General features: G+C 59.7%; 1 protein-coding gene. It reads right to left on the bottom strand.

From position 1 onward, the window contains the following. Nucleotides 1-554 (bottom strand): IS21 family transposase (gene istA, locus PG896_RS21125; RefSeq protein WP_139242793.1); only part of this gene is annotated, 554 nt, incomplete at both ends.

Raw genomic sequence — 554 nt, 5'->3', positions numbered from 1 at the left:
CTGACGTGATAGTCGATGTTGACCTTGACCGTTTTGATGGCGACATAGCGATAGGGATGCACCGGCAGTGGTCCCAGTGCCGGGCGGTCCAACTGCTCAAATGCGTCACGTCGGTTACCGGGCAGTTGCTTGAACGGACGCTCGTTGAGTTCGTTCAGCAAGGCACGGATGCACTGGTTGAGTTCGGCAAGCGAGAAGAAGGTCTGATGGCGTAGACGGGCCAGGATCCAGCGCTCGACGATCTGCACACCCACCTCCGCCTTGGCCTTGTCCTTGGGCTTGTAAGGACGAGCTGGCATCACCGCCACCTGATAGTGCTCGGCCAACTGCTGGTAGCTGGGGTTGAGCTCGGGATCGTATCGGCAAGCCTTGCTGACACCGCTCTTGAGGTTGTCGGGGATCAGCAGTGCCGGTGTCCCGCCGAAAAACTCAAAGGCACGGACATGGCTTTGCAGCCAGTCCGGCAGTGACTGTGACCAGGTGGCCTCGGCAAAGGTGTAGTTGGACGCACCGAGCACGGCGACAAAGACTTGTGCCTGACGGACCTCACCCGT

This window comes from Aeromonas sp. QDB30 (assembly GCF_027707645.1).
Taxonomy (GTDB): Bacteria; Pseudomonadota; Gammaproteobacteria; order Enterobacterales; family Aeromonadaceae; genus Aeromonas; species Aeromonas caviae.
The sequence above is the reverse complement of the archived record's forward strand: the minus strand, read 5'-3'. Positions and strand labels throughout refer to the sequence as shown.